Source organism: Halosubterraneus shenae (assembly GCF_050510935.1).
Classification (GTDB): domain Archaea; phylum Halobacteriota; class Halobacteria; order Halobacteriales; family Haloferacaceae; genus JBDGPU01.
Genome location: NZ_JBNLVO010000005.1, coordinates 360,585 through 385,016 on the forward strand (window position 1 = coordinate 360,585; position 24,432 = coordinate 385,016).

Annotated in this window: 26 protein-coding genes; 16 read left to right on the top strand and 10 right to left on the bottom strand. The window is 67.0% G+C overall.

Features of this window, described 5'->3' with window-relative positions; genetic code table 11:
- Nucleotides 1–16 precede the first annotated feature (16 nt).
- The 4 genes from ACQE3M_RS13300 to ACQE3M_RS13315 all read left to right on the top strand — a co-directional run bounded on the left by ACQE3M_RS13300 (nt 17) and on the right by ACQE3M_RS13315 (nt 3,379).
- A complete protein-coding gene (locus ACQE3M_RS13300) occupies nt 17–697 on the top strand; it encodes a ferritin family protein (RefSeq protein WP_430506111.1) in 681 nt (226 codons plus the stop codon).
- 136 nt (nt 698–833) lie between these two features.
- Entirely contained in the window at nt 834–1,748 is a 915-nt protein-coding gene (gene pyrB / locus ACQE3M_RS13305; RefSeq protein ID WP_430506112.1) for an aspartate carbamoyltransferase, read from the top strand.
- Nucleotides 1,745–2,206: an aspartate carbamoyltransferase regulatory subunit gene (gene pyrI / locus ACQE3M_RS13310; protein WP_430506113.1), complete on the top strand. Its 462-nt coding sequence runs from the start codon at nt 1,745–1,747 to the stop codon at nt 2,204–2,206. The genes pyrB and pyrI overlap by 4 nt, the downstream gene beginning before the upstream one ends.
- 312 nt (nt 2,207–2,518) lie before the next feature.
- Complete coding sequence (locus tag ACQE3M_RS13315) at nt 2,519–3,379, top strand: hypothetical protein (protein ID WP_430506114.1); 861 nt, start codon at nt 2,519–2,521, stop codon at nt 3,377–3,379.
- Between the two features lie 29 nt (nt 3,380–3,408).
- Here the strand turns inward: ACQE3M_RS13315 and ACQE3M_RS13320 are convergent, their stop codons facing one another.
- Both ACQE3M_RS13320 and ACQE3M_RS13325 read right to left on the bottom strand, forming a co-directional pair.
- Nucleotides 3,409–4,398, bottom strand: a complete 990-nt coding sequence (locus ACQE3M_RS13320) for an acetamidase/formamidase family protein (RefSeq protein ID WP_430506115.1) — start codon at nt 4,396–4,398, stop codon at nt 3,409–3,411.
- A 97-nt stretch (nt 4,399–4,495) separates the two neighbouring features.
- Complete coding sequence (locus ACQE3M_RS13325; protein WP_430506116.1) at nt 4,496–6,628, bottom strand: thioredoxin domain-containing protein; 2,133 nt, start codon at nt 6,626–6,628, stop codon at nt 4,496–4,498.
- 129 nt (nt 6,629–6,757) lie between these two features.
- On the opposite strand from ACQE3M_RS13325, the gene purD reads away from it, so the two are divergent.
- Together purD and ACQE3M_RS13335 are read left to right on the top strand one after the other, a co-directional pair.
- Nucleotides 6,758–8,041 (top strand): phosphoribosylamine--glycine ligase, encoded by a 1,284-nt coding sequence (gene purD, locus ACQE3M_RS13330; protein ID WP_430506117.1) that lies wholly within the window; start codon nt 6,758–6,760, stop codon nt 8,039–8,041.
- Between the two features lie 187 nt (nt 8,042–8,228).
- Entirely contained in the window at nt 8,229–8,765 is a 537-nt protein-coding gene (locus tag ACQE3M_RS13335; protein ID WP_430506118.1) for an acyltransferase, read from the top strand.
- A 28-nt stretch (nt 8,766–8,793) separates the two neighbouring features.
- Here the strand turns inward: ACQE3M_RS13335 and ACQE3M_RS13340 are convergent, their stop codons facing one another.
- On the bottom strand, nt 8,794–9,666 hold the full coding sequence (locus ACQE3M_RS13340) for a mechanosensitive ion channel family protein (protein ID WP_430506119.1): 873 nt from the start codon (nt 9,664–9,666) through the stop codon (nt 8,794–8,796).
- On the bottom strand, nt 9,666–10,478 hold the full coding sequence (dacZ, locus tag ACQE3M_RS13345) for a diadenylate cyclase DacZ (protein WP_430506120.1): 813 nt from the start codon (nt 10,476–10,478) through the stop codon (nt 9,666–9,668). The genes ACQE3M_RS13340 and dacZ overlap by 1 nt, the downstream gene beginning before the upstream one ends.
- Nucleotides 10,479–10,694: 216 nt before the next feature.
- Between dacZ and ACQE3M_RS13350 the strand changes: the two genes are divergently transcribed.
- Nucleotides 10,695–11,960 carry a M20 family metallo-hydrolase gene (locus tag ACQE3M_RS13350; protein ID WP_430506121.1) on the top strand — a complete coding sequence of 422 codons (1,266 nt, stop codon included), beginning with the start codon at nt 10,695–10,697 and terminating at the stop codon, nt 11,958–11,960.
- 13 nt (nt 11,961–11,973) lie between these two features.
- Here the strand turns inward: ACQE3M_RS13350 and ACQE3M_RS13355 are convergent, their stop codons facing one another.
- On the bottom strand, nt 11,974–12,504 hold the full coding sequence (locus tag ACQE3M_RS13355) for a GNAT family N-acetyltransferase (protein WP_430506122.1): 531 nt from the start codon (nt 12,502–12,504) through the stop codon (nt 11,974–11,976).
- 183 nt (nt 12,505–12,687) lie between these two features.
- Between ACQE3M_RS13355 and ACQE3M_RS13360 the strand changes: the two genes are divergently transcribed.
- The 5 genes from ACQE3M_RS13360 to ACQE3M_RS13380 all read left to right on the top strand — a co-directional run bounded on the left by ACQE3M_RS13360 (nt 12,688) and on the right by ACQE3M_RS13380 (nt 17,930).
- Nucleotides 12,688–12,969 carry an ArsR/SmtB family transcription factor gene (locus tag ACQE3M_RS13360; protein ID WP_430506123.1) on the top strand — a complete coding sequence of 94 codons (282 nt, stop codon included), beginning with the start codon at nt 12,688–12,690 and terminating at the stop codon, nt 12,967–12,969.
- 150 nt (nt 12,970–13,119) lie between these two features.
- Nucleotides 13,120–13,425 (top strand): DUF8036 family membrane protein, encoded by a 306-nt coding sequence (locus ACQE3M_RS13365; protein ID WP_430506124.1) that lies wholly within the window; start codon nt 13,120–13,122, stop codon nt 13,423–13,425.
- A 1,140-nt stretch (nt 13,426–14,565) separates the two neighbouring features.
- Nucleotides 14,566–16,584 carry a DUF7282 domain-containing protein gene (locus tag ACQE3M_RS13370; RefSeq protein WP_430506125.1) on the top strand — a complete coding sequence of 673 codons (2,019 nt, stop codon included), beginning with the start codon at nt 14,566–14,568 and terminating at the stop codon, nt 16,582–16,584.
- Nucleotides 16,585–16,672: 88 nt separating this feature from the next.
- A complete protein-coding gene (locus ACQE3M_RS13375) occupies nt 16,673–17,665 on the top strand; it encodes a transcription initiation factor IIB (protein WP_430506126.1) in 993 nt (330 codons plus the stop codon).
- A gap of 85 nt (nt 17,666–17,750) precedes the next feature.
- Nucleotides 17,751–17,930, top strand: coding sequence for a DUF7836 family putative zinc-binding protein (locus ACQE3M_RS13380; RefSeq protein ID WP_430506127.1), 180 nt, complete (start codon nt 17,751–17,753; stop codon nt 17,928–17,930).
- Nucleotides 17,931–18,043: 113 nt separating this feature from the next.
- On the opposite strand, the gene ACQE3M_RS13385 is transcribed toward ACQE3M_RS13380, so the two are convergent.
- Nucleotides 18,044–18,448, bottom strand: a complete 405-nt coding sequence (locus ACQE3M_RS13385; protein ID WP_430506128.1) for a translation initiation factor IF-2 subunit beta — start codon at nt 18,446–18,448, stop codon at nt 18,044–18,046.
- 148 nt (nt 18,449–18,596) lie between these two features.
- On the opposite strand from ACQE3M_RS13385, the gene ACQE3M_RS13390 reads away from it, so the two are divergent.
- On the top strand, nt 18,597–18,830 hold the full coding sequence (locus ACQE3M_RS13390) for a UPF0058 family protein (protein WP_430506129.1): 234 nt from the start codon (nt 18,597–18,599) through the stop codon (nt 18,828–18,830).
- A 130-nt stretch (nt 18,831–18,960) separates the two neighbouring features.
- Here ACQE3M_RS13390 and ACQE3M_RS13395 read toward each other — a convergent pair whose 3' ends face one another.
- Both ACQE3M_RS13395 and ACQE3M_RS13400 read right to left on the bottom strand, forming a co-directional pair.
- Nucleotides 18,961–19,371 carry a DUF555 domain-containing protein gene (locus tag ACQE3M_RS13395; RefSeq protein WP_430506130.1) on the bottom strand — a complete coding sequence of 137 codons (411 nt, stop codon included), beginning with the start codon at nt 19,369–19,371 and terminating at the stop codon, nt 18,961–18,963.
- A 120-nt stretch (nt 19,372–19,491) separates the two neighbouring features.
- A complete protein-coding gene (locus ACQE3M_RS13400) occupies nt 19,492–20,418 on the bottom strand; it encodes a DNA-3-methyladenine glycosylase family protein (RefSeq protein WP_430506131.1) in 927 nt (308 codons plus the stop codon).
- A 120-nt stretch (nt 20,419–20,538) separates the two neighbouring features.
- On the opposite strand from ACQE3M_RS13400, the gene ACQE3M_RS13405 reads away from it, so the two are divergent.
- Nucleotides 20,539–21,054, top strand: a complete 516-nt coding sequence (locus ACQE3M_RS13405; RefSeq protein WP_430506132.1) for an SRPBCC family protein — start codon at nt 20,539–20,541, stop codon at nt 21,052–21,054.
- A 120-nt stretch (nt 21,055–21,174) separates the two neighbouring features.
- On the top strand, nt 21,175–21,636 hold the full coding sequence (locus tag ACQE3M_RS13410; RefSeq protein WP_430506133.1) for a VOC family protein: 462 nt from the start codon (nt 21,175–21,177) through the stop codon (nt 21,634–21,636).
- A 24-nt stretch (nt 21,637–21,660) separates the two neighbouring features.
- Here the strand turns inward: ACQE3M_RS13410 and ACQE3M_RS13415 are convergent, their stop codons facing one another.
- Nucleotides 21,661–22,566: a DMT family transporter gene (locus ACQE3M_RS13415; protein WP_430506134.1), complete on the bottom strand. Its 906-nt coding sequence runs from the start codon at nt 22,564–22,566 to the stop codon at nt 21,661–21,663.
- Nucleotides 22,567–22,765: 199 nt separating this feature from the next.
- Between ACQE3M_RS13415 and ACQE3M_RS13420 the strand changes: the two genes are divergently transcribed.
- A complete protein-coding gene (locus ACQE3M_RS13420; RefSeq protein WP_430506135.1) occupies nt 22,766–23,041 on the top strand; it encodes a hypothetical protein in 276 nt (91 codons plus the stop codon).
- 20 nt (nt 23,042–23,061) lie between these two features.
- Here the strand turns inward: ACQE3M_RS13420 and ACQE3M_RS13425 are convergent, their stop codons facing one another.
- Nucleotides 23,062–23,940 (bottom strand): DUF7504 family protein, encoded by an 879-nt coding sequence (locus ACQE3M_RS13425; RefSeq protein ID WP_430506136.1) that lies wholly within the window; start codon nt 23,938–23,940, stop codon nt 23,062–23,064.
- Between the last annotated feature and the right edge of the window lie 492 nt (nt 23,941–24,432).

Genomic DNA, 24,432 nt, shown 5'->3' on the forward strand with positions numbered 1-24,432 from the left:
CGGCCGGACGCCGACTATGGACCCGGACACGTTTCGCGAGCAGGTCGAGTCGGCCGCGGACACCGAGCTCGCCCGGCTCGGCTCGAACAAGCTGCTACTGGCGGTGACGGGGGCAGATCTGACGACGGAAGCAGTGTTGCGAACCGCCGCCGCGGCCGAACGCGCCTCGCGGGACACGTTCGCCGAGTGGGCCGACGCCGAGGCCGACCCGGACGTTCGAGCCGTCTTCGAACGCGTCGCCGACCAGGAACGGAAGCACCTCGAACGCGTTCGGGCCGAGCTCGAGGCAGTCGTCGGCGGCGACGTCGAGGAAGCAGACGGAGACGGTGACGATGACGTTACCGACGACGCCGCGAGCGACGGCGCCGTCCACGAGTCGCTCCGGGAGCGAACCGACACGGTCGAGCGGGTGGCCGCGGGGATGATTGGCCGGGGGCTCGTGAGCCTGCGAACACACACCCAGTACGTGAGCTTCTTCGTCAACGAGGCGGATTCGACGCGGGCAGACCTCTTCCGCGAGCTGAAAGCTGACGTCGAGGCGGACGTCGAGACGGGGCTGGAGTTGCTGGCGGAACACTGCGACGAGGACGATTGGCAGGGTGCGGAAGCGGCGGCCGTGGCGACGATCGACGCAGCCTACGAGGAGTACGAGGCCGCGCTCACGGAGCTGGGAATGGACCCGAAGCCGGTGTGTTGAGCGGGGCGTCCGAGCGGAGTTGGCGACGGAATGCGATATTCGAAATCGACCGTCGTCCGGTGATCACGATACTGAATATCCCGGAGGGCGGCCGGACCCGCGGGATTCAAGGTGGTGCCAGACGGCTACTTCGGTAATGCGTCAGGACCACCTCATCAGCGCGACACAGCTGTCGCGAGCGGACGTGGAGGCGGTACTCGACAGGGCACGCGAGGTCGCCGCCGACCCGGGGAAGTTCCGGGAGCGACACGCCGGGTCGGTGCTCGCGCTCTGCTTCTTCGAACCGAGCACGCGGACGAAAATGAGCTTCGAGTCCGCGGCCAAGCGCCTCGGCGTCGACACCGTCGACATGGGGTCGGTGGAGTCCTCGTCGGTGAAGAAGGGCGAGAGCCTCGCGGACACCGTCCGCGTCATCGAGGGATACGGCGACGCCATCGTCCTCCGGCATCCGAGCGAGGGCGCGGCGAAGCTGGCCGCGGAGTTCGTCGACGTCCCCGTCGTCAACGCCGGCGACGGCGCCGGCCAACACCCCTCCCAGACGCTGCTCGACTTACACACCATCCGGGAGGACCACGGCCTCGACGACCTCACCGTCGGGATCATGGGCGACCTGAAGTACGGCCGCACGGTGCACTCGCTGGCCGCGGCGCTGACGAACTTCGACGCGCGCCAGCACTTCATCAGCCCGGAGTCGCTGAAACTGCCGCGCTCGGTACGGTTCGACCTCCACGAGGCCGGCGCACAGGTACGCGAGCATACCGAGCTCGAGGAGGTCCTGCCGGAGCTGGACGTGCTGTACGTCACCCGGATCCAGCGCGAGCGGTTCCCCGACGAGAACGAGTACCGGAAAGTCGCCGGCGAGTACCAGATCGACGCGGAGACGCTCGAGGCCGCCAGCGACGACCTCACCGTGATGCATCCACTGCCCCGCGTCGACGAGATCGCGCCCGACGTCGACGAGACGAAGTACGCCAGGTACTTCGAGCAGGCCCACAACGGCGTCCCGGTTCGCATGGCCCTGCTCGATACTCTCCTCGGAGGTACCCAATGAGCCCAGACCGAGAACTCCGCGTTTCGAAGATCCGCAACGGCACCGTCATCGACCACGTCACCGGGGGACAGGCGCTGAACGTGCTCGCGATCCTCGGCATCGACGGATCCGAAGGGTTCGGCGTCTCGATCGGGATGAACGTTCCCTCCGACCGACTCGGCCGCAAGGACGTGGTGAAGGTCGAGGAACGAGAGCTCTCCCAGTCCGAGGTCGACGTACTCTCGCTCATCGCGCCGGAGGCGACGATCAACATCATCCGCGACTACGAGGTGGTCGAGAAGAACCGCGTCGAGCGCCCCGATTCGGTCACCGGCGTGCTGTCGTGCCCGAACCATAACTGTATCACCAACGAGGACGAGCCGGTCCGTCCCCGCTTCGACGTCGTCTCCGAGGGCGTCCGCTGTGGCTACTGCTCGGAGATCATCCGCGAGGACATCGCGGAGCACATCGACGTCTGAGAGGCTGAAACTCGCGGTTCGACCGCGCGACCGCTCCCATTCGAACCACACCCCACCCGCCGCCCGGCGGTAGTTTTTAGCTCTCGCCGCTCGTTATGACGGGTATGAGCTCGAAACTCAAGCTAATCCTCGTACTGGCGTTCCTGGTTCTGGTGTACTTCCTGTTCAGCAAGGGCGACGAACCGGTCGAAGTCGAATAACCGTCGTCGCGTTCGACATCCCTGGGTGTAGCGTCTCCGTTTCGGGGGTCGATGCCGACGGATCGCCCACCGAGACGCCTCTTTTAACCGCGACCGTCACGAACAGCGACGCATGTACGGGGTCGTTACGCGGAACGCGGACGAGGTCGAGATGGGCGAGTTCGATCTCGGCTTCTACGAGGTGAAAGACGTCACGGGGCGGGCGGCCGCGCCGCTACCGAACGCCGTGAACATGGTCTCCTGCTTCGGCGACAACGCGGCGGCCGAGGAGAGCCCGGACCTGGTGCCGGTCGACGCGCGCGGCCGGCCGGCCACCCGTGACCGCGACTACTTCGACTGGGCGTACATCTGTCCGACCCATCCCGAGTACCGCGAGGGACTCTTCGAGATCATCGAGGACTGTGCCACGGAGAACGAGGACGTGCGCCTCGACGACGTCGGGTTCCCGCGAGAGGGGTACTGTCGTTGCGACCGTTGCGAGCGGCTGTTCGCCGAAAGCGAGTTCGACGACCGCAACGAGTGGCGCGCGGACGTCATCACCGAGTTCGTCGCCGAAGCGAACGAGCGGATCCCCGGACGCACGTTCCTCACGCTGTACCCCGACCCCTACCCGGAGCACCTCTACGAGCGCGCCGGCCTGGACGTCGAGGCGCTCAGCGAGCACGTCGACGAGTTCGTGATCCCGCTGTACGACATGGAGTACAGCACGACCTACTGGCTGGAGACGATCACCCGCGGGTTCCGGACGCTGCTCGGCGGCGATTACGACGTCCACGGTGCCCCGGCGCAGACGCCCTTCTCGGTCGAACTGTACGCCGTCAACGTCGACCTCGACAATCTCGTCAAGGCCGTCGAGGTCGTCGAGACGTACGCAAAGGACGTGTTCCTCGGCTACGACGCGTCGAACGCGGCGGCCGCGCTCCGCCGGAAGGACGCCGACTCCCGGAGCGGTGAAGTCCACCGCCCGGAGTAGCGACGCAAGCGGGCCCGTCGACCGCGGTCCTACTCGTCCGGGAAGATACTGTCGGGAATGAACGCGGTCACGGTCCAGTTCGGCGCGTCGACGACCTCGCTGATCTTCAGGTCCATCGCCGCCGAACAGAGGATGTAGGCCTCACCACGCGTCAGGTCCCGGTTCTCGTGAAGGTGGTCGATCATGTGGCTCGTCGCCTTCTTCGTCGCGTCCATCAGGTCGTCGCTGATTCCCGTCGTCGCGTACATCGGCTCGTCGTGGCCGGTCGCCGTGAACGGGCCGGACGTTTCCAGCTGCGGCTGTTCGATATCCATGTCCTTTCGCACGCTAAACCGGGCCGTCACGAACATCGGCGCCTCGATGCCCGTCACGCACACCTCGCCGTCGCCCTGGGCCGCGTGGCAGTCAGCGGTCGAGAAGAGCGCTCCCTCGGTCTCGACCGGGAGGTAGACAGTCGACCCCGCAGTCATCTGTTTCACGTCCATGTTGCCACCGGTCGAGAGCGGTGGGAGCGTGTCGTGTTCGCCGTCCTCACCCGGCGCGACGCCGATGACACCCGGGAAAGGATCGAGCGGTACCTCGATCCCGTTGACGAACTTGCCGACGTCGCCCTCGAGGTCCCAGATGTGCACGCCCGCCTCCGGGAACTCCTCGGGGAGCAGGCCGAGGCCCATTTCGCCCGGCAGGTAGCCGGTGTACCCCCAGCCCTTGTGCTGGAAGTCCAGGAGTTCGACCTCGAGTACGTCGCCGGGTTCGGCACCCTCGACGGCGACGGGGCCGGTCAGGGGATGAACCGGGTCGAAGCTGACGTCGGCGAAGTCGTCGACGCCTGACTGGACGTCGATCTGTCGGTCGACGGCGTCCCGACACTCGAAGCGGACGACGTCGCCGTCCTCGACCTCGAGGACCGGGTCCAGCGAATTGTCCCAGACTCGGTGGATGTTCGACTCCTTGTCGGAGAGTCGGTAGTCGACGGTGTAGTCGGACGCCTCCTCGGCGTCCGTATTGTGGTGTGTCATACAGGACCACATAGCGATGCTGAAATATAAATGGGTCGTTGGCTCAACTCCTGAGAACACGTCGACGACGGTCTGCTGTAACGTGGCAGCCGCCGACTTACTCGCCGCCGAACCAGTCGAGCGCTTCCGCGAGGTCCGTTCGCGGCGGGGAGCAGCTGAAGTTCCGACAGGCGTAGACGGTCGGCTCGCCGTCGAGGGCGTCCCGCTCGGCCCAGACCGGCGGCGCCGAATCGAACCCGAGCGTTTCAAGCCAGGCGTCGAGCCCAGCTGCAGTCGGCGGCCGGCGGGCCAGTACTGCACCGGGCAGGTACGTTCGCGACAGCGTCTCCCACCAGTCCTCCGGCAGCTCGTCCGCCGCGAGGGTGAGCTCTGTACTCCCGCGGGCAGCCTTGTCGGCCGCCATCGATAGCGAGACGTGTTCCAGCGGTCGCCCCTGGATACGGTCCGCGTGCGTGTCGAGCGCGGCCTCGGCCACCTCGCGATAGTCGCGGTCCGGGTGGAAGCCGTCGAGGTCCAGCAACAGGTCCACTGCGATTCCCAGACTGGACGGGGTGGACTGGTCCGTCAGCTCCTGCGGACGGGCGATCAGCTCCTCGCCGTCGGCCGCCGTGAAGTAGATCGTGCCGGCGTCCTCGTCGTAGAACTCCGCGACGATGCCGTCCGCGAGGTCGAGCGCGAACCCGAGGTGGTCGACGTCGCCGGTCGTCTGGTAGAGGTCGAAGGCGCCACGGGCGACGAAGGCGTAGTCTTCCAGGTACCCAGGCCCCTGCAGGTCGCCGTCGAGCCAGCGACGGGCGAGCTGCTCGCCGTCCCAGAGGTGGTCGCGCACGAACGCCAGCGCGTCCTCGCCGACGTCGGTGAACTCGGCGCCGAGCACCTGCCCGGCTGCCGCGAACGCCGAGATGGTTCGGCCGTTCCAGCTCGCGAGCACCTTCTCGTCGCGGGCCGGGCGAGGTCGCTCCTCGCGTGCGTCGTACAGCTTCGCTCGAGCGGCCATCAGTCGCTCGTTCACCTCTTCGAGCGAGAGGTCGTACTCCTCGGCCAGCGAGTCGGTGGTTTCCGAAACCTCCAGAACGGTGGTGCCGCCCTCGAAGTTCCCGCGCTTCGTCACACCGTACCGGTCCTTCACGAGTGACGCGTCGGGGTCGTCGAGGACCGCGTCGACCTCGCTCGGCGTCCAGGTGTAGAAGGCTCCCTCCTCGGGGTCGTCCCCGGACGCACCGCGGGATTCTGGCGGGAGGCTGCGCGCGTCGAGCGTGCTGAAGAACCCGCCTTCCGCGTGCTGCAGTTCCCGGGTGAGGAACGTAAGCGTGTCCTGCGCGACGTGGGCGTACCTCGGATCGCCGGTGAGCCGGTACGCGTCCAGGTATACTCGGGGCAGCTCGGCATTGTCGTACAGCATCTTCTCGAAGTGTGGGACGGTCCACGATCGGTCAGTGGCGTAGCGGTGGAACCCGCCGCCCACCTGGTCGTAGACGCCGCCCCGTGCCATGCCGTCGAGCGTGCCGAGTGCTGCGTCGAGGGCGGCGTCCTGGCCCGTCTGGGCGTACGTCCGTAACAGCAGCTCGATCCGCCCCGGCTGGGGGAACTTCGGTCCGGAGGAGCCGAACCCGCCGTGGTCCTTGTCGAATGCGCGGATCCCGGCGGCGGCCGCTTCGTCGACGATCTCCGACCCCGGGGCCTCGCCGGGCTGGTCCGGAACCGATTCGAGCTGGTCCTTCGCGGCCGCGACCCACTGATCCGCCCGGTTCTCCATCTCGGCGCGCTGCTCCGGGTCCTTCCAGGAGTCGGCGATCTGCTCGCAGAGCTGCTTGAAGCCGGGGCGGTTGCCCTTGGGTTCCGGCGGGAAGTACGTCCCCACGTAGAACGGGTCGCCGTCGGGCGTACACCAGGCCGACAGCGGCCAGCCGCCACCGCCGGAGACCAGCTGACAGACGGTCATGTAGACGCTGTCGACGTCCGGGCGCTCCTCGCGGTCGACCTTGATCGGGACGAACTCCTCGTTGATCAGCTCGGCGACCGCCTCGTCCGCGAAGCTCTCCTCCTCCATGACGTGACACCAGTGGCAGGCGGAGTAGCCGATCGAGACGAACACCGGGACGTCGTGCTCCTTGGCTTTCTCGAACGCCTCGTCGTCCCAGGGCTGCCAGTTGACCGGGTTGTCGTCGTGCTGCCGGAGATACGGGCTGGCCTCGTCGGCCAGTCGATTCCGGTCCGTCGGCGTTGTCATGGTGGATCGTAATCGTGCCGGCCATGAAAAAGGACGCTTCGGGAACGAACGTCGTGTAGGACACGATCGTGTATATATCTTCACCACACAAGAGCAAGGTTTACACTACCGTGCGTAGATCGGGGAGACATGACGGAATCCGTCCTGTTGGTCGGCGGCGGCGGCCGGGAACACGCGATCGCTCGGGCGCTGGCGGACGACTGCGACCTGCACGCCTGTGCGAGCAACCGCAACCCGGGCATCGCCTCCCTCGCGGAGACGTTCGAGAACGTCGACGAGACCGCGGTCGACGACATCGTCGCCGTCGCCGAGCAGGTCGATGCCGACGCGGCGATCATCGGCCCGGAGTCGGCGCTGGCGGCCGGGGTTGCCGACGCGCTGGACGCCGCCGGGATATATACGTTCGGCCCGCAGGAGTCGGACGCGCGCATCGAGACCGACAAGGCGTTCCAGCGCCGGTTCATGGCGGACAACGACATCCCGGGCAGCCCTGACTACGCGGTGTTCGAGGACCTCGACGCCGCCTGCGACTACATCGACGACTACGACGGTGACCTGGCGGTGAAACCCATCGGCCTCACGGGCGGCAAGGGCGTCCGCGTCATCGGCGACCAGGTCACCGCTGCCGAGGCGAAGGAGTACCTCCGTGGAGCCGACTACGACGGCGTCGTCCTCGAGGAGCGACTCGTCGGCGAGGAGTTCACCATCCAGGCGTTCGTCGCCAACGGCGACGTGCGAACGACCCCCGCAGTGCAGGACCACAAGCGCGCCTACGAGGGCGACGAGGGCCCGAACACCGGTGGGATGGGCTCGTACTCGGACACGACGATGGAACTCCCGTTCATGACCCCGGACAACTACAGGGACGCCGTCGCCATCATGGAGCAGGTCGTGGCGGCCCTCGACGACTACAAGGGCATCCTCTACGGCCAGTTCATGCTGACCGCGGAGGGGCCGCGCGTCGTCGAGTTCAACGCGCGGTTCGGCGACCCGGAGGCGATGAACACGCTACCGGTGCTGGAGACACCGCTGCTCGACGTGATCACGGCCGCGCGCGACGGCGACCCGTTGCCGTCGCTCTCCTTCAGCGAGCAGGCCACCGTTTGCAAGTACGCCGTCCCCGACGGCTACCCGACGGACCCGGACGCCGGGACTCGCATCGAGGTCGACGAGGGGAACGTCGGCGACGCCGGGCTCTTCTACGCCAGCGTCGACGAGCGCGAGGACGGCATCTACACGACGACCTCGCGGTCGTTCGCGGTCGTGGGACTCGGCGACACCATCACCGAGGCCGAGCAGGTCGCGGAAGATGGTCTCACAGCAGCCGGCGACGGGCTCCGGATCCGCCACGACATCGGCAAGCCGGAGCTCGTCCAGCAGCGGATCGACCATATGGCCGAACTTCGCGAGTAGCGAGCAGGCGACGTGAAACGTTTCGGGTCCCACGGGAGGGCGTCGCGCTCCCACCTCGTCTCCCGCGGGGCGACGGTCGGGTCACGGGCCGTTTGCTTCGTCATCCCGGATAAATGGTTGGCCGAGAGGGTTCGTGGCGACCGCCGGTCGCTCAATCCTTTTATTACCCGAGCGAGAAGCAGGAGGCGTGACTGACGAACGCGACGAGCGGCGACGTGAGCGACTGAATAGCGTGCGGACCGGCGGCCCCCGGAACTCGCTCTGGTCGTGGCCGGACGCAAAATCGCCGCTGGTCGTGATGTGGAACTACGTCGTCATCGTTCTCGCGCGGATCTCGCCGAGCCTGCGGCTGAAGAACTGGCTGCTCTCGCTGCTCGGGGTCACGGTCGGAACCGGCGTCGCCTGGGGGCTGGAGTCGACGCCCGACGTGTTCTGGCCGGAGCGGATCACCGTCGGCGACGACGTGATCGTCGGCTACGACGCGACCCTGCTGTGTCACGAGTTCCTGCAGGACGAGTATCGACTCGGCGACGTCGTCTTAGAGGACCGAGCGATGGTCGGCGCCGGCGCGATCGTGTTGCCTGGCGTCACCGTTGGCGAGGGCGCACAGGTGGCGGCGAACTCGCTCGTCGCCGACGACGTGCCGGCCCACACCACGGTCGCGGGCGTCCCGGCGGAAGTCGTGTCCGAGGCCGCCGAGGAGCCGGACGCCGCCGACAGCTGAGCGGGGTTCCCGGGGGCAAGCCAGCTGCTCAGCTCCGAACGCGAGCGATCCCGTGCCGGAACACGACGTGGTTCGGGAACACGTGCTCTTCCGTGTCGGTCTCGACGTGGGTGACGAACAGGTCGACTTCCTGCACGATCCCCCGGTGACCGTCGATCTCGACCTCGTCGCCGATGCTGTACGGCTGGTTCAAGAGGAGATAGACGCCGGCCGCGGCCGACGCGAGCAGGTCCTTCGTCGCCAGCGCCGTCAGGAGGACGACAGCGAACGCGTAGGCCGCCAGCAGGACGGTGAGCGCGAGCGTGGCGACGCCGATCTGGGCCAGCGCGATCAGCGCGGCCACGTAGACCACACTGTACTTCGCGGCGGTCGGGACGACGCCGATCTCCGGGACCTTGACCCCGCGGAGGCGCTCGGTGACGTACAGCTCGACCTTGTCGCCGACGACGATGCCGACGATCAGGACGAAGACGGCGACGAACAGCCTGGGGACGAACGTGGCGACGTCGCTCCAGAACAGCTGGACGTACTGGATCTCCGCGACCGTGAGCGCGACGACGATGGCGATGCCGACGACGAAGTAGCTGGTGAGCTTCGCGATGATGTTCACCGTCGAGGTGCCGAACTCCCGGGCCGTGCGCTCGAACGCCGTCCCCTCGATCGCGTCCGGCACGCCGGCTCGCTCGAGCAATCGGCGGTTGACGATGCCGACGACGTACCCGAACACGAGTCCCAAAAGAAGTACGAACAGCGCGAGCCAGACGCGGGTCGACACGAAGCCGAGATACTCCCAGACCGTCGACTGCAGTAGGCCGCCGGATTCGGGCAGGTCGAGTGCAAGCGCAGCGGATGCGGGTTCGAGCGGCGCAAACGCGGCCGCCGGGTGTGTCGGGACGGGCATCAGTACTCCTCCGGATCGATCTCCAGGATCAGTTTCCCACCTTTAAATGCCCGAACGAGGCCGTCGGACTCCGAGAGAACGACCGCCGTCGCGTTCGTGTCCCGCGTGATCGCCCCGGCGGCCATGTGGCGAGCGCCGAGCCCCTTCGGGATGTCGACCCCCTCGGCCGCGGGTTCGAGGTAGCGGTAGGCGGAGACGATCTTCCCGGAGTCGGAGATGACGAAGGCGCCGTCGAGCCGGGAGAACTCCTTGAGCATCACGTTCACGATGGGGTCGCCGACGTGAACGTGGGACTTCTCGAAGGGGTTGTAGCTCAGCGGGCGGGACTTGTTCATCACCTTGCCCGCGTCGCCGACGACGAACAGCGCGCCGACCGGTTTGCCCTTCTGCCCCTTCTTCCCGAGCTCGACGGCGACCTCGAAGACGTTGCGGATGACGCCCGGCTCCGCGCGCGAGTTGACGAACAGGTCGTAGATGCCGGATTCGACCGTTTCGTCCACCCGAACGCGAATGACCGAGTCCTGGTTGCCGCCGAAGACGGAGACGCTGCAGGCGACGTCGTCGCCCTCGCTGACGTACTCGGCGTCCATTGCGCCCTGGATGCCGAACTTGATCCGGTCGCGCACGTTGTCGAACTCCAGCGGGAGCTCGACGAAGTCGTCGGCACCAACGTCGTTGTCGGGCGCGACGACAACGACCTCCTCCTCCTCGGAGTCCTGAAACCGATCGTACAGCGAGCTGGTCGGGGAGAAGAGAAAGACCGCGTCGACGCTCGTGACAATATCGCCGAGGAGGTCGGGTAGTGACGCCATTACTGGTTAGATACACCAAGGGGCGCTCATAAAGGATTTGTGTCATAGGCGAACAGTTTCCGGGAGGACTGCCCGAGGGGTTGGAAATGGACGCGGGGGAGACGGAGGGGAGGCGGGGCGGAGACGGGCGCGGGCGGAGGCGACCGTAACGAATAGCCGACCCGCGTCGACGGCCGCGACGGACACGCCTTTTTAGGTGGCCGACTCAGTCCCGGTATGGACGTACCCGTCGACGAGGCCCGTCTCCGCGCGGACCTCGAAGCCAACGCCGAGTTCGGTCAGGTCGAGTTCGACGACCCCGAAAAGCGCGGCCGCACGAACCTCACCGGGACCGAGGCGAACGAGCGCGCCCGCGACTACCTCGTGGAGCGGATGGAGGACGCCGGCCTCGACGTTCGCATCGACGCCGTCGGCAACGTCGCCGGGGAGTGGTGCCCGCCCTCGGCGGACCCGGACGCCGCCCCGGTCGCCACCGGGAGCCACGTCGACTCCGTCCCCGAGGGTGGCATCTTCGACGGCCCGCTCGGGACCTACGGCGCCCTGGAGGCAGTCCGCGCGATGCAGGAGGCCGGCGTCGAGCCCGACCGCCCGGTCCTCGTCGTCAACTTCACCGAAGAGGAGGGGCAATCGTTCGCCGACGGCCTCCTCGGCTCCTCCGTCGCCGTCGGGGAGCGAACGGTCGAGGAGGCGCTCGCGCTCGAAAACGACGAGGGCGAGACGCTCGAAGCCGCCCTGGAGCGCATCGGCTACCGCGGCACCGGGGCGCTCGACGCGAGCAGCTGGGACGCCTTCTACGAGATCCACGTCGAGCAGGACACGACCCTCGAAACGGCGGGTGCCGCCGCCGGCGTCGTCACGACGATCACGGGGATCACGCACTGCGAGGTCACCATCGAGGGCGAGGCGAACCACGCCGGAGCCACGGCGATGGACGAACGGACCGACGCGCTCGCGGCCGCCAGCGAGTTCGTGCTGGACGTCGAAGCCACGGCCAACGACGTGGTCGCGGAATCCTCGGAGTCGGCCGTCGGGACCGTCGGCTCCCTCGACGTCTCGCCGAACGCGACGAACGTGGTGCCGGGGGCCGTCGAGATGGGCGTCGACGTCCGCGACGTCGAGTACGAGTCGATGGAGACCATCGTCGCGGCCGCCAGGGACTCGCTCGGCCTGCTGGAAGCGAGTCGTGGGGTCGACACGAGCTTCGAGCGCCCGTTCGACCTGCGGCCGACACCGATGAGCGACCGCCTCCGGGAGGCGGCCCATCACGCCGGCGACGACGCCGGGCTCGAAACGATGGACCTCCACTCGGGCGCGGCCCACGACACGATGCACGTCGCGAGCGTGACGGACGCGGCGCTGCTGTTCGCGCCCTCTCAGGACGGCATCTCGCACAACCCACGCGAGTGGACGGACTGGGCGGACTGCGCGGCCACGACGCGCGTCCTCGCCGGCGCGCTGGCGGACGTCGCGACCGAAACGTAGCTACCGGGACCGGTTACTTCTCCGCGGGCGGCCAGAGCGCCTGCTCGTAGACGGTCTCCTCGTACTCCTCGCCGAGGATCTCCGTCGTCTCCGTGTCGACCTCCCGGAAGTCGAGCGCCTCGTAGAAGCCGCAGCCGACGTCGTTGTCCGCGAGGACGAACGCGTAGAGGTCCGAGACGCCCTCCTCGCGGCAGTGGTCGGCGAAGGCGTCGTGGAGCGACTGCCCGACGCCGGCGCGCTGGTGGTCGGGGTGGACGTAGATCCGGAGGACGTCGGCCTCCTCCTGGCCGACGTACCCGTGACAGAAGCCGACGAGCCCATCGGCGATCTCGGCGACGAGGAACAGCTCGTCGGGCGCCGCGAATCGCTCCTCGAGGTCCGCGGGGTCGTACCAGTCGTCGACGATCGCCGCGACCTCGGCCTCGTCGAACGCCTCGTAGGTGTCCTGCCAGGCCGCCTTCGCGATTTCCCTGATCGCGTCTAGGTCCGTCCCGTTCGCTCTGCGAACCGTCAGCTCCGCTACTTCCGCGTCGTCGTCGGTCATAAGCCCCCGTAGAACCCCGATCAGGTCGTGATTTGTGGCCACTCCCCACGGCACGCGTGTCGATTCACGAACCGAACGAAGCTGGGCTAGTCGGTTGGTCACGGTTGGAACCGCCGGTCAGTCGGTCGGTCGCGACCGCGGGAAGCGGTGGAATTACGTTACATCGTGGTGAGTAGTACATAGATGGAGGCGGCGCTCTGGTACGTGCTGACCGGGACGCGTGGCGGCAGAAACCGCGTCCGCTTGCTTCGTGCCGTCGCGGAGCGTCCGCGAAACGCAAACCAGCTAGCCGAGGATCTGGACCTCGATTACAAGACGGTCCGGCATCATCTCGACGTTCTAATGGAGAACGGCGTCGTCGAGAACAGCGGCGAGGAGTACGGAGCCGTCTATCTGCCCACGGAGCAGGTCCGGCAGCACTGGGAGACGGTCGAGGATATCTTCGAACAGGTGGACGATGACTAAGGTTAGACAACCGAGAACCGGCGGGGTGGAGCATAGCGCGCCCGTCGACCGGCGTGCCCGCAAGCGGGTTCGAGATCGGTCGATTTGGGAACGTATTCGGAACGAATTTGGGAAAGTCGTTATACCCGACAACAGGATAGGGAGAGTACGATGAGTCTCTGGTTCGATATCGCTCGCCTCGCGGTCGGCGTGAACGTCGTCCTCCTGTTCGTTCTGGTTGCGATCTGGGGCCGCAACTACTACGAGTTCCGCTCGAAACACTCGCTCGGGCTGGCCATGTTCGGGTCCTTCCTGCTTGCGGAGAACGCGCTGTCGCTGTACATCTACCTGATGGATCCCATGCTATCCTCGTGGTTCTCCTCGTCCGTCCCCGCGGTCGCGTGGCGCGCGATGATGCTGCTCCACGTTCTGGAGACGTTCGGGCTCGCTGCACTGGTCTGGATCACCTGGGATTGAGGCTTTTTGATTTCGGCGTCCTTCGATTCCATCCGGCCTGGTGTTTGACTGTCGGCGTCTCCGTGTTCGTGTGATGCGTTCTGGTTGCGAGCGACAGCGTTCGGCATTCCCCACAAAACCAACAGTCACCATTCGGCCAGCTTGACAAGTGCCAGTCGCTGAGACAGTCGCTTTATAAATAAATTCGGCTGGCGTCGGTGGAGACACCACTCGGCATGCCCGGGACGTTCCGGCCCACGAGCGTTAGTATTTATAAACAAAGTTGGCTATCGGTGCTGGCGACACCACTCACCATGCCCAGAAAGCCCCAGCCGCTGAGCGGTCGCGCTGCTCGCTGCGCGCCTCGCCGACTCACTCGCTTCGCTCGTTCGTCGGCTCAGTGCTTGCTTCGCAGGGCGTCCCGCTCAGCGACTGCCCCTTTCAGTCCCGCCCGGGAGTGGTGGCCGGGCGTCGCTCGCGGCGGTTCTTTGGCCGGCGTCGATCGCCAGCTGGCCGGCGTGCGGTGCGGGGCGACCGGCGCGCGCGAGTAACGCGTGCGAGGGAGGGCATGGGCGCGCCGCGGGGTGTCTCCGTGAGCAGCGAGAGACCGGAGGTCTCTCGGGCAGCCGGCGCGCGTCGCGCGCCGGCGACGAAGCGAACGGAGGGCTGGAAGTTGCAGCCCGGCAGCCCGCTACTGCAGGCAGCCCGGACCGTCTTTCGCCGCGGAGAGCCGCAGATATGTCGCGTCGCGAGAAATCAAAGATTTCTCGGAGCCCGAAAATCTCCGATTTGGAGGACAGCGACCGCGAGCGGCGGAGGGCTTTCTGGGTGTTTGCGGTGCTGGTAAGAGCAAGAACGAATCACCTGTGCAAACCCGCATATAAAAAGCGATCAGGGCTTTCGAGGAGTCCGCGTTGCTATCAACTGCAGCAGCGGTTGCACCTGTTTACCCTTCTTCGAATGACCAGGACCCCATGGCAGCGATCACTCCGCTCGCCAGGTTCCATTTATATACTGCACTAATGAGCCAGCAACCGGTCTGCAGATCCGCTCGCAAAGGAGCAAAAATCCCAGACGTGGTCGACTTTGGGAACGAAATTGGGTGAGAGTACGGCCGGAGTTCGGAAAATCCTCTTTTAAGTTACCCTCATCCACCTGAGTATGCGCCAACGCGCATTCACATTGACGATGGCTTTCGTCCTCGTCGTGTCGGCACTGGCCGGCCCGGCAGGCGTAGCCGCCGCATCGACGCAGGAACAGGCGTCCGTGAGCTTCTCCGGCGGAACCTCCGGGGGGTCCACGATCGTCGTCGACGAGGTCACCCTCCCCGAGGGCGGCTTCGTGACGATCCACGACAACTCCCTCACCGAGGGCAACGTGCTCGGCAGCGTCGTCGGCACGTCCACGTACCTCGAGGCGGGCACGCACGAGAACGTCGAGGTCACGCTCGAGGAGAGCGTCGACGACGGCCAGTACCACGCGATGGCCCACAAGGACACGGACAACGACCGCGCGTACGAGTTCGTCTCCTCGAACGGTGAGGTCGACGGGCCCTACACGGCCGACGGCGACATCGTAATGTCCGCCGCGAACGTGACGGTCTCCGCGAGCGTCTCGTTCAGCGGGCAGCCGAGCGAGGGCGAGTACGTCATCGTCGACCGCGTCGAGCTGTCGGAGGCCGGCTTCGTGACGGTTCACGACTCCAGCCTCCTCGACGGCGCGACGTTCGAGAGCATCCGCGGCTCGAAGTACCTCGAAGCTGGCGTGCACGAGAACGTGCGCGTCCAGCTCGACGAGCCGCTCCAGAACGACGACACGCTGATCCCGATGGCGCACAGGGACACGAACGATAACAAGGCGTACGACTTCGAGACCTCGGAGGGGCAGGAGGACGGGCCCTTCCTGAACGCCGACAACGAGGCCGTGCTCGATTCCGCACAGGTCGAGCTGAGCGACGAGGCAAGCGTCTCGTTCGACACCCAGGCGTCCGGCGGTAACACGGTCGTCGTCGACGAGGTCTACCTGCCGAACGGCGGCTTCGTCACGGTGCACGACTCGACGCTGGCGGACGGCGCCGTGATCGAGAGCATCCGCGGCACGAGCGAGTACCTCGAGCCCGGCGTTCACCGGAACGTCGAGGTTACCCTCGAGGAGCCCCTCGAGGAGGACGACCAGCCGTTCGCGATGGCGCACCAGGACACGAACGACAACCAGGCGTACGACTTCCCGAGCTCCGACGGCGAGGACGACGGCCCGTACACCACCGACAGCGGTGACATCGTGATGCAGCAGAACGACGTCACGGTCTCCGCGTCCGTCGACTTCGCCGACCAGACCAGCGACGGGAAGACCGTCGTCGTCGAGGACGTCGACCTGAGCGAGGGTGGCTTCGTAACGATTCACGACGCCTCGCTCAAGGAGGGCGCCGTGCTCGAGTCCGTCGTTGGCACCTCGAAGTACCTCGAGGCCGGCCACCACGAGGAGGTCGTCGTCACCCTGGACGAGCCGATCCAGGAGACGAACCAGCTGCTCGCGATGGCGCACCAGGACACCAACGACAACCAGGAGTACGACTTCGTCGACTCCGGCGGTGAGGCCGACGGCCCGTACACGGCCAACGGCAACATCGTGATGACGCAGGCGACCGCGCAGGTCACGGCCTTCGTCTCCGCGTCCAACCAGGACGCGCCCGACGGCGAGACCATCGTCGTCGACGAAGTGACGCTGCACGACGGCGGCTTCGTGACGATTCACGACTCCAGCCTGCTCGACGGCGCAGTCTTCGACAGCGTCCGCGGCACGAGCGAGTACCTCGGCCCCGGCACGCACGAGAACGTCGAGATCACGCTGGACGAGCCGCTCGAGGAGGACGAGACGGTGATCCCGATGGCGCACAAGGACACCAACGGCAATCAGGCGTACGACTTCCTGAGCTCGGACGGCCAGGCTGACGGGCCGTACGTGGCGGCCGGTGGCGCCGTCATCACCACCGCCGACGTCAACGTGGAGGAGATGACCGAGACGTCGACGGACACGATGGAGGACACCGAAATGGAGACCGAAACCATGGAAGAGACCGAAATGACGACCGAGACCGAGAGTAGCGCGCCCGGCTTCGGCGCCATCCTCGGCCTCGTCGCCCTGCTGGCCGCGGCGCTGATCGCGACGCGTCGCCAGTAATCCCGCTTCGGCCCTCGTCGCGTTTTTATTCAGGACACGACCGACGACTCGCCCGGACCGACCCCGAACAACGCGGCCATTCATACCCATGACCGAACTCGAAACCACCGACCGACGCACCGACCGGGACCGACAGCCCGAATCGATCGAGCAGCCGGCAACGTCCGGCGGGCGAACGCGGACCTGCCCGGAGTGTGACGGCCGGCTCGACGCCGACGAGGCGCGCGGGGAAACCTCCTGTACCGAGTGCGGCCTCGTCGTCGACGAGGAGACGATCGACCACGGCCCCGAGTGGCGGACGTTCGACGCCGCGGACCCGGACGGGAAGTCCCGCGTCGGCGCGCCGACGACGAAGCTGATGCACGACGAGGGGCTCTCGACGGACATCGGCTGGCAGGACAGGGACGCGTACGGGACGCCCCTCTCGGGTCGCCAGCGACGGAAGATGCAGCGACTCCGGACCTGGAACGAGCGCTACCGCACCCGGGACGCGAAGGAGCGCAACCTGAAGCAGGCGCTGGGCGAGATCGACCGGATGGCCTCCGCGCTCGGGCTGCCGGAGAACGTCCGCGAGACGGCCTCCGTCGTCTACCGCCGCGCGCTGGACGAGGACCTGCTGCCGGGCCGCTCCATCGAGGGCGTCGCTACGGCGGCGCTGTACGCGGCCGGTCGACAGGCGGGCAACCCCCGGAGCCTCGACGAGGTGACCCGGGTCTGTCGCGTCGAGCGCATCGAGCTGACCCGGACGTACCGCTACGTCGTCCGGGAGCTGGGGCTCGAGGTCGCGCCCGCGGACCCCGAGAGCTACCTGCCGCGGTTCGTCTCGCGGCTCGACTGCTCGGACGAGCTCGAGCGCGCCGCCCGCAACCTCCTCCGCGAGGCGAAGGACGCGGGCATCACGAGCGGGAAATCGCCCGTCGGGCTCGCCGGCGCCGCGCTGTACGCGGCCGGGTTGCTGACGAGTGAGGAGGTAACCCAGAAGCAGGCCGCCGCCGTCGCGGACGTCTCCGAGGTGACGATCCGGAACCGCTACCGCGAGCTGCTGGGCGACGAGTACGGCGACGTCGAGGCACCGGCCTGACCGCGGCGGGCGGTCACGGTCGCGCGGTCGACGCGACCCGAAACAGCCGGTGCATCTTTTAGGGATGCCGCAGTTGGTTCCCTGTATGCCCGAAGCGTTTGTTCATCTCCAGTGTCCCGAGTGTACCAAAGACTGGGAAGAGAACCCGGCCGACCTTCCTGATCTGGGCAAGAACTTCAGCTGTCCCGACTGTCACGCGACCCGCCAACTGAAGGAGTTCATGCGGAGCGAGCGCGACCTCGAAGCTGTCCGGCAGTTCCAGTAGGGGCGGACGCGTCGCTGACAGACGGTTCTCGGACTCGTCGTCACGCCACGACCGGTCGTCGGTCGAACGAGTTGAAAAACGCGTTTTGCGGTCGATTCTGCGGTTCGAGTTCGTTACTCGCCTGCCGGCGATACCGCGCCGCAGGCCTCACAGCGCATCACCGTGGCGCCCTGTTCCGTCTCGAGCTTCGTGTCCGGCAGGCCACACTCCGGACAGATCACGAAGTCGCCCGCGTAGTCGTCGACGGCCTCGCCGATCCGGTCCTCCCGGAAGTCACCGGTGAGTCGGGCGCGGCCGCTCTCGTCGATGCTCGCGCTCGTGCCGAACTCACCCTGAAGGAACTGGAGCAGGTGGTCGGGATCGCGGTCGAGCCGGTCGACGACGTCCTGGAAGTTCTCGAAGACGGTCGCGTGGCCCTCGGTCCGGACCTCGGGATCGGGAACCTCGAACCGGCTCTCTTCCCCCTGAATGTCGGGCGTCTCCTCGAGCGCACGGTCGAGCTGATCGTCGTACTCCATGCCGGAGGATACGCGTGGACGCTGTTAAGTGTTGATGGCCCGTCGGGAATGGCCCGGATTTGGCCGGTAGGAGCCATCTCGCGAGGAGTGCGTGGTAACCTCTCTCAAGATAATAATATAAACCTCCGGTCGCTATGACTGATTGGTTATGAAGAAGCAGGAGCTCATTCACCTACACGGCCTCCTCGCAGAAGTACGAAAGCAGTGTGAACACTGGGACAACGACCTCGAACTCGGACCATACGAGGAAATGGGAGTAAAGCCGACATCGATTCACAAGTCGAAAACCGACCACAAAGCTGCTGTTTTTAAACTGAGTAAGGGAATCACGGCCCCGATGAAGGACGAAGAATCGGAGCCGCTGGCTCCCACCGCCGACTGAGCCTTCGAATCTGCAACACTCCTCGCGAAGCTGTAGCCGCGTAGCTACGCGTTCACTCCTCGGACCAGTACAACCTCCCTCAGACCAGTACAACTTCCAACAGCCACGCGACCGTCGACCCGGAGGCGACCTACTCCCCGTCGACGTCGCCGTCGCCGTCGGCGTTCGGGGTCGCCGCTTCCGGGAGCTCCTCCTCGGCTGCGTCCCGGTCGAACTCCTCCACGTTCAGCACTTTCAGCGGAATGTTCCGGAGTCGCTGCCCGATCTCCTTCCGGGCGATGCGTGACGCGTGTTCCTCGCGGTCGACGTTGAACACGGTCATCTCCAGTTCGAGTGCGACGAGAGCCTCGTCGGCGGCGACGAACGCGGGTTCCAGCTCCTCGCCGCTCGGCGACGTCCGCGTGCCCGTGTCGATCTCCACGTAGTTGAGGTCCGGATTCAGCATCTCGCCGGTCTTCGAGATGGCGATGCGAACGGCCTCGTCGACGGTCTCCACGTCGTACACGGGGACGGCTGCCTCGACGTCAACTCGACAGTCCATCGTGTGAGAACGTACCGCACCGACGAGTATGAAGGTTCCCCCGTGGGCGACGGCCCCGGTGCGGCGACGAAGCGGCGTCTCGCACACGGCGAGCGTTCGGGACCGGCCGGCACGCGGCGCCTACTCCCCGCCGGAGCGGAGGTAGTGGAACACGTAGGTCTGGGCATACCCCGCGTACTCGCCGCCGAAGCGCTCGCGGATGGCCGCCGAGGTGCTGGCGTAGCCGTCGGCCTCACACTCCGGGTAGTAGTCGGCGATAGCCGTCCGGATCCAGGTGTCGAGCGGCACCGCCTCGAGGAAGCCGAGCGAGAAGAGGAGCACGCAGTCCGCCACCTTGTCGCCGACGCCGACGAACTGGGTCAGGTGCTCGCGGGCGCCCTCGTAGGCCAGGTCCCTGGCGTCAGCCGGGTCGGCCTCGCCCGACGCGACCATCTCGGCGGTCCGCTGGACGTACGGTGCCCGGTAGCCGAGCGAGAGGTCCCGGAGCTCCGCTTCGGTCCGCTCGGCGAGCTGGTCAGGGGTCGGGAAGCTGTCGTACTCCTCGCCGTCGAGTGCGAGCGTGTCGCCGTACTCCGCGGCCAACCGCATTTGCATCCCGTGGATCCGGCCGACGCGCATCTGGGCCGAGCAAATAAAGGAGATCAGGCAGGGGAACGGCGGGTCGCGCACCAGTCGCATGCCCCGGTACTCGTCGTACGCCCGGTTCAAGAGCGCGAGGTCGGAGGTGTCGCCGAGGATCGTGGGGAGGTCGTCGTCGAGCCTGAGCAAGTGCGTCAGGAGGGGGACGGCGTCGGTCGTCGACTCCCACTCGAGCGTGCCGTCGTCGACGCCGCCGGTCTGGCGCACGCGGACGACCGCGCGCTCGTCGCTGACGCCCTCGATCGGCGGGACGACCGTCTCGTACCAGGCGTCGCCGCCGTGCGCGTACGGCGCCTCGTACATCTCCCCGTCCGTGCGGTCCCACAGGTAGCTCTGGCCGCTTTCGACGGTCGATTGCAGGTCGAACGGCCCCGCCAGATCGGCGACGTCGATTTCGCCGCGTTCCATTACCCGTGTGGACGGGCCGACGCCGTTTCGACGTTTCGATGCCTCGCCGTCGGCGGAATCCGCCGGCCGGTTCCATCGACTCGTGGGTGGGTTTTTGCCGCCGGGGACCGTACATGACGTATGCCAACGTACTCCCGCGAGACACGTATCGCCGCACCGCTCGACGCGGTCTGGGCGTTCCACGCGGAGATCGAGGGCCTCGAGAAGCTCACGCCGGACTGGCTGCACCTCCGCGTCGAGGCCGTCCACGGGCCCGAGGAGCAGCCGGACCCCGACGAGCTCGTCGAGGGGACCGCGATCCGGATGTCGATCCGGCCGTTCGGCGTGGGCCCGCGACAGCGCTGGACCTCGCGGATCCTCGACCGCGAGACGCCGCCCGGGGCCGCCTACTTCGTCGACAGCATGGAGAACGGCCCGTTCCGGCACTGGGAGCACACCCACTCCTTCTACGCCGACGGCGACGAGACGATCCTCCGGGACAGGGTGGAGTACCGCCTCCCGTTCGGCGCCCTCGGCGACGCCGTCGGCCCCGTCGCCAAGGTCGGCTTCGAGGGGATGTTCAGGCAGCGACACGCGAGCACGAAGGAACTGCTCGAGGGCGACGGCGGCGTCGACGACGGCGTCGGCGGCGACTGACCGCCGAGATCCGGTGAGGCCCCGGGCACGCTACCGACGGCTGACCCGGGGACGGTCTTGCGGCTCGCGGGGGCCGATCTCGACTCCGGTTTTATCAGGGTTCAGCCGTTGCACACCGACATGTCCATCGACGTCGTCGACCTCGATCACGTCGCCCTGCGCGTCACCGACCTGGAGGAATCGCTCGCGTTCTACCGGGACCTGCTCGGCTTACCCGTCCGCGACCGCGACCGCTACGAGGCCGGGGAAGTCCCCTACGTCGCCGTCGTCGCCGGCGGTCGCCACCTCCACCTGGTGCCGACGGACGACGAGGACGACGGCGGAAGTGACGGCGACGGCGGCGGCGACCGCGCCGCCGACCGCGATTCCTTCGACATCGGCGGCGAGCACATCTGTCTGCTCGTTCGCTCCGACGAGATGGAGACGGAGGCCGAGATTGAGGCCCTCCTCGACGAGATCGAAGCGGCCGGCTACGCTGTCGAAGCCGACGAACCATACAAGCGATACGGGGCGTACGGCCGGGACTGGGCAGCCTACGTTCGTGACCCCGACGGTCGACGCGTCGAGCTCAAGCTCCACTAGGGACACTGCTGGCAGCCACGGAGCTCAGGCGCGGCTCGCGGCCGTCAGGTAGATGCCCGCGAGGACGACTACCCCGCCGAGGACCGTCGCGGCCGTCGGTACCTCCGCGAGCAGGAGGAAGGCGAGCAGCGTCGCGCCGACGGGCTCGCCGAGCAGCGAGACCGACACGACGCTCGACTCGAGGTGGCCGAGCGCCCAGTTGATGACGGTGTGGCCGAACAGTCCCGGGCCGAGCGCCAGCCCGGCGAAGACGTACCACTCGCGGGCCGGGTAGCCGGTCAGCGGGTCTCCTTGCCACAGCACGATCGCCAGCAACGCCACGGTGCAGACGCCGTACACCACGACGACGTAGGGGACGAGCGCGACGCGCTGGCGGAGCGACCGTCCGGCGAGGACGTAGCCCGCGGCCATGACCGCGCCGAAAAGGGCGAGCGCATTGCCGAGCAGTGGGTTCGGCCCGACGAGCACGCCGCCCGCGAGGTCGTAGAAGGACATCCCGACCATGCCGACGACGGCGACCGCGATGCCCGCGACCATTCGGGGCGTGATCGTCTCGCGAAGGAGGAGCCAGGCGCCCAGCGCGACGAAGACCGGCTGGGCCTGCACCAGCGTCACGCTCGCTGCGACGCTCGTCCAGGCGAGGCTCTCGAACCACGCCGCGAAGTGAAGCGCGAGCGCGACGCCGGACAGCGTCGCAAATCCGAAGTCCCGGCGCGTGATCCTCGCGAAATCCTCGCGGTATCGCCAGACTGCGACCGGGAGCAGCGGGACCGTCGTGAACAGCACGCGATAGAAGGCGGCGACGGCGCTCGGTGCCTCGCTCAGCCGGACGAGGATCGCGCCCGTGCTGATCGCGATCACCGCCAGCAACAGCCCGGCGAACGGTGGGATGACCGGGGAGGACGCGTCGTCCGGAGAAGCCGTCGTCACGTCTCCGTGCTTCGCCCTCGGCGACTAACCTCTTTCGGGAGCGTCCCGCATGGCGTGTGAGCAGCGAGCTACCGTGGCGTCCGTTGCCACTGCCGGCAACGTCGCCGGCAACATCGCTGGCAGCGTCGTCGCCGCCGGCCGCGACGCCTCGAAGCCAGCGGTTCGGTGCGCCTTTGCCCATGCGTCCAGTAGCATGACTATGAGCGGAGACACCTTCGGCGTCGGGGTCCACCTCACCGACACCGAGCTGCGGTTCGTCGTGCGCGTTCCCTCCGACGTCGACTCCGGCTGGACCGACCCGGAGGCGTTTCAATCGCTGGTCGAGGAGGTCGTCTGGGAGCGCCTGAATCAGGAAGCCGTCCTGTCGACTATCGCCGAGGAACACGAAACCGGCGACACCGTGTCGTTAGGAACGGTGACGCTTCGGCCGGACGAAACCGTCGTCGACGCCGCGCTCGAAGATCCGACGGCGTAAGTCGCGAGAACGAGTCGTCGTCACTCGTCCGCGGCGTCGAGTGCTGCCCCGACCTTCTCCATCCGCTTCGGGTCGTAGGCCGTCAGGTCGTATCGCGTCGAGGCGACGGTCTCCGACCAGGTGTCGAGCACGCCGAGCGTCACGAGCGCCTTGAGCGCAGCCCCGAGGGTCCGCGGCGACGTATCCGGGTCGTCGATCGCCTCGTGGATCTGGCGAGCCTGCGGATAGTTTCGGTTACAGCGCTCCAACCCGGCGCGCGCCTCGCGCCAGTGACCGCGTGCGTAGCCGAAGTTCGTCGGTTCCTCCTCTCGCAGCCGTTCGATAGCAGCCCTGTCCGGGTTGTCGTTCTCGTCACCGTGGGTGTCGTCGACGGCGGCCTTCAGGCGGTCGACGGTTTCCGACGGTACCGTTTCGGGGTCGAGAACGAAGACCCCGCGAGCGCCGACCTCACGGATACGGTCCGTCACCGACGCTATCGTTTTCACGGCCCGGTCGGCGCCGACGTCCTCTACGAGGCCGCCGAGGTCGTCGACGTAGATGGTTGCCTCGCTCGTCGACTCGGTGTCCAGATACGAGCAGATCGATTCGATGACGTCCGTCGGATCGACCGGACGCTCTACGGTGCGAAGGGCGATGTCGCGGCCGGGGATCATCTGCGTCGCCGGCGATCCCGCGGCCGCGGCCCCGCGCGCGACGTCCACGACGTCGATCAGTACCTCTCGACGTGGATCCGTCGTTGCCTCGTTCCGCTGGCGTCGTTGCCACTCGTCGGCGCTTTGTCCGTACAGTACCGCGATTAGGTCCCCTGGGCTGCCGCCAGTCTGCTGGACCCTGCTCGTCGGATCGTCCGGTTCGAGCAGGAGGTGGCTCCGGCCCGACGCGAAGGGGGACTGTTGCATCTTGTACCGTCATACAGAGACCATATGACATAAACATACTGGTGAGAAAATCAACGCTGATTCCTGGCTAACGGCGAGCGGCATGAGCTACCGATCCACCGGTGCGAGTAGCGCTACCGGTGTCGCCGCGGGCGTCCGTGCCGGCGCCGCCCTGCCGCGGCATGGCTGTCGCGGTCGCTGCAGCTGTCCGTTTCGGCCGCCAACGCCGTCGCTACCCTGCTACCGGCACTGGCGATCTCGTCCCGATCAGGCGACGTAACTATCGACCACGACAGCGGTCACGTCGACTCCACTTGCGCTGTCGCTAGCGACGAACTAACGTCCGTGCGACGTGCGACCAGCCGACAGCGCCGCCGCTCGTCGGAATAAAAACGCACTGCGAGACGCGACAATCGCCACGCCTCCGACTACCGAATATGAATGTAAGTATGAATGGTAGGCGGCGAACCGGCACTCCCAGAGGCTCGCGCACTCCAGTACTGCCCGGAACGC